This window comes from Acinetobacter sp., assembly GCF_050285345.1.
Classification (GTDB): domain Bacteria; phylum Pseudomonadota; class Gammaproteobacteria; order Pseudomonadales; family Moraxellaceae; genus Acinetobacter.
Window position 1 is genome coordinate 1 of record NZ_JBLZXR010000135.1, and the last position, 3,718, is coordinate 3,718.

Consider the following 3,718-nt stretch of genomic DNA (forward strand, 5'->3'; position numbering starts at 1 on the left):
TTATTCGCTGGTCTGCGCCTAAAAACTTTGAACAATGGTCCGAAGAAGCACGTCATAATGAAATTGAGTTGTTATTCAATGATGTGATCAAGCCATTAATTGAGGCATTACCTAAAAAGGTAAAAAGCTTTTATGGTTTGGACTTTGCCCGTCGTTCTGACCTTTGTGTATTTTGGCCTTTGATTGAATATCAGGACACACGTAAGCACTGCCCTTTTGTGCTTGAACTTTCCAATATGCCTTATAAGCAACAGGAACAATTATTTAAACTGATTGCCAAGGCATTACCAAACTTCAGTAAAGGTGCACATGACGCAACTGGTAATGGTGGTTATTTAGCCGAAGCCATGCAGTTGGCATTTGGTGAAAAAATTGAAGCGATTCATTTGAGTGAGGGTTGGTATCGAGAGCATACCCCACACTTTAAAGCAGCGTTAGAAGATGGTGATATTGTCACTATCCCAAAAGATAAAGACATTATGGATGATCACCGTGCTTTTGTACTGGTGAATGGCGTAGCCCGTATTCCACAGAAGAGAGCTACAGGATCTGACGGTCTAAAACGACATGGGGATAGTGCAATCGCCCACTTGCTAGCAGACTATGCCAGCAAGAATCCAACTGGGGCGATTGAGTTTATTGCGATTCCATCCAAGGATGAGGTGGAGCTAGAAATGAATAATGATGGTTATGACTGGAATAGTGATGTTGGGTGTATTTAAATGACAACTTTAAGAGTATTTGATAGATATGGGTTTCTATGACCAATGATCCCATTAATATCAAATTGTGCAATTGTCAATTGAGCCATAACACGGATAGCTTCTACTTCATAGCTTGTTTGAATTTCTTCATGATCTAACTCAATCAATCTGATGATACATAAATCTGCTTTTGAATCATAAAATAATTCATCGACATATGAAGTAAGGCCTGCCTTATTTAAGTATTTACAAAACCAAAGCATTTCTCCTAATTCACGATCTTCATCATATCGACTCCAGATATTAATGTTAAAGATAGTTTCAAACTCTCCAGCAGATAGCCTGTTTGTGATTTCAGGTGTTTTAATTTCATTAAAAAGTTCAGACATAAGAAAAATTTCTCTAAAAATAAATAGAATAACAAATGGTACGCAAACCAATTTGAAGATCAACGTAGTATTAAAACCTCTTCAAATCTGGTAAATATTCCCCCTAAAGTAAAGCTTTTTAATTACCATCATAACCAACAGTACAAACTATTGGATAACCGTCTGAATAATGACTAGCATCTAGGTTATAAACATATCCATGATGAATATGACTGGTTACTGCTGATGAATTATGACTTTCATATTTTTTTAGGCGATCAGACAATTCATCAATTACTTTAGGTACACGATGATCAATATTATTCCAAATGTTTTTACATACTTCCAAGGTTTCTTGCTTTGACTGCTGGTAAGACCTGTGATCATAAACTTCTACAGTGAGATGATTTATATTCTGATTACTTTTATTGTGAAAAACTTTAACACTTATCCAATCAGTAAAACGGTTAAATGATGTGACCTTTCCATCCTTAGATCCCGTAGTCTGAAACATATTTTCTTCTTCAACAAAGTGCGCTGGAAAGTCTGGATATAGTGTTCTGACAACCGCGACCATATTTAACATATCTAAACGAACAGCAGGATCTGTTTGAGAATAACTGGCTGCTCGTTTTTTCTGTTCTTGTACAAAAGCTAAAGTATTTTCTACATTGGTATCCTGATTCGGTTGTTGTTCAATTGCCTGATGTACATTGTCCTGTTTTGAACAAGCGACTAAAAATAATACCCCTAATAATAGAATCACTTTCATATAAATAACCAGTTGTTGATTTGTATTTTAATAAAGCACAAAAATAACTTGTTTCAGGAATTACTTCCATGCCTAACCTATACATAAGTAAATCAAACTAAGCACAATATCCGTATTGTGCTTTTTTATTATGGCTAAAAAATCTCAAAAGCAAGACCGTAGTGCGTTAGATACTCATCAAACTGCATCAGTGGCATGGTTAGATCATCAGTGGCAAGAACACCCTGTTGTTGGTTTAACCCCTGCACGACTTCACCAATTGCTAATCGGTGCTGAACAAGGCGACCTCATGGCACTTGCGGACCTTGGTGCAGATATGGAGGAGCGAGACGGCCATATTTTCAGTGAATTGACTAAGCGTAAACAGGCTGTCAATCGACTAGATTGGAATGTCCGTGCACCTAAAAATGCATCTGAGCAAGAGAAAAAGATTGCTGCTGAAGTTGCTGAATGGATTGATGACATCAAAGATTTTGAGATGTTTCTATTTGATGCCTTGGATGCAATTGGTCACGGGTATAGTTGTCAGGAAATCAGGTGGCATCAACTGGGCAGCCTATGGCTACCAGAGTCATTTGAACACCGTTTAGCACGTGAGTTTAAGACGACTCAATTTAATCGTAATGAACTCCGTTTAAATGATGGCTCAATAGATGGGGCAGAATTTTGGGACTTCGGTTGGGTAGTCCATCGACATAAAGCCAAGTCTGGTTATATTGCCCGTACTGGTTTGCACCGCGTTCTGGCTTGGCCTTTCCTCTTTAAGAACTATGGTGTACGTGATGTCATGGAGTTCTTGGAGATTTATGGGCTGCCGATCCGCTTAGGTAAATATCCTGAAGGTGCAACTGCTGAAGAAAAAATGACACTGTTACGGGCCGTCATGAGCATCGGGCGTAATGCAGGTGGAGCAATTCCTAAAGGTATGAGCATTGACTTTGAAAATGCGGCCAATGGTGACACTGAGAACCATATGGGCTTGATCAAATGGTGTGAGCAAACACAGTCTAAAGTGATTGTCGGTGGGACTTTACTCAGTCAGGCAGATGGTAAAACCAGTACCAATGCCCAAAGTAAAACACATGAAAATCAGTTTGATATGATCATTGAATCGGATGCTAAGCAATTAGCACGCTCTTTGAATGACACATTGATCAGCTATTTAATGCGTTTGAACTATCCCAATATCACTGCTGACCGTTACCCAGAGTTTTATTTTGACTTAACTGAAACTGAGGACTTAGCAGAATTCAGTCAATCCTTAGATACCTTGGTGGATACAGGTTTAAAAATTCCAATGTCTTGGGTCTATGACCGTACCGGGATACCAATGCCTGAAGGTGACGAGCCGATTCTAACGAAACAATCTAACTCACCTATCCTTGCTGCGAATACCTATCAGCCACAATTGATCAGGCAAAACCTAGCCGCCAATGCGATGCAAGTGCCTTTAGAAGATCAAGCGATGCAGTTGCAGCTCAATCAACAGTTAGAAAGTAGCCAAGCTACATCCGAGAATTGGCTGAACACTTTAATTGCTGATATTCAAGCTGGAGCCAATGGAGAACAGGTTTTGGCTGTACTTTCGCAGTTACACCCGCAAGATGATGAACCTGCCCTACAAGCCAAGCTCACTCAGATCATTTTTGCCTGTGACGTATTGGGCCGTTTAAGCGCTCAGAGTGAGCTGTAATTATGCCTACACCACAGCGTCCAGAATTAAATGCTTTATTTGATCGGCCTCCAGCTGAGGCCATCGAATACCTAGAAAGTAAGGGTCATAAGATTGGCTGGGATTGGCATCAAACCCTAGATGATGCGCACAGTCGTGCGTTTACCGTTGCAAAAGTGGCGAAGCTCGATTTACTCCAAGA

General features: G+C 39.8%; 3 protein-coding genes and 2 pseudogenes. 3 read left to right on the plus strand and 2 right to left on the minus strand.

Annotation, left to right across the window (positions count from 1 at the left end; translation table 11 throughout):
• A pseudogene (locus ACN6OV_RS11725) lies at positions 1-722 on the plus strand (hypothetical protein); the annotation flags it as partial.
• On the opposite strand, the gene ACN6OV_RS11730 reads toward ACN6OV_RS11725, so the two are convergent.
• Complete coding sequence (locus ACN6OV_RS11730; protein ID WP_427953156.1) at positions 719-1,093, minus strand: hypothetical protein; 375 nt, start codon at positions 1,091-1,093, stop codon at positions 719-721. The pseudogene ACN6OV_RS11725 and the gene ACN6OV_RS11730 sit on opposite strands and share 4 nt — an antisense overlap.
• Before the next feature lie 118 nt (positions 1,094-1,211).
• Positions 1,212-1,844: a hypothetical protein gene (locus ACN6OV_RS11735; protein WP_427953158.1), complete on the minus strand. Its 633-nt coding sequence runs from the start codon at positions 1,842-1,844 to the stop codon at positions 1,212-1,214.
• Between the two features lie 130 nt (positions 1,845-1,974).
• On the opposite strand from ACN6OV_RS11735, the gene ACN6OV_RS11740 reads away from it, so the two are divergent.
• Both ACN6OV_RS11740 and ACN6OV_RS11745 read left to right on the plus strand, forming a co-directional pair.
• Entirely contained in the window at positions 1,975-3,537 is a 1,563-nt protein-coding gene (locus tag ACN6OV_RS11740) for a DUF935 domain-containing protein (RefSeq protein WP_427953160.1), read from the plus strand.
• A gap of 2 nt (positions 3,538-3,539) precedes the next feature.
• Positions 3,540-3,718: pseudogene (locus ACN6OV_RS11745) on the plus strand (phage minor head protein); the annotation flags it as partial.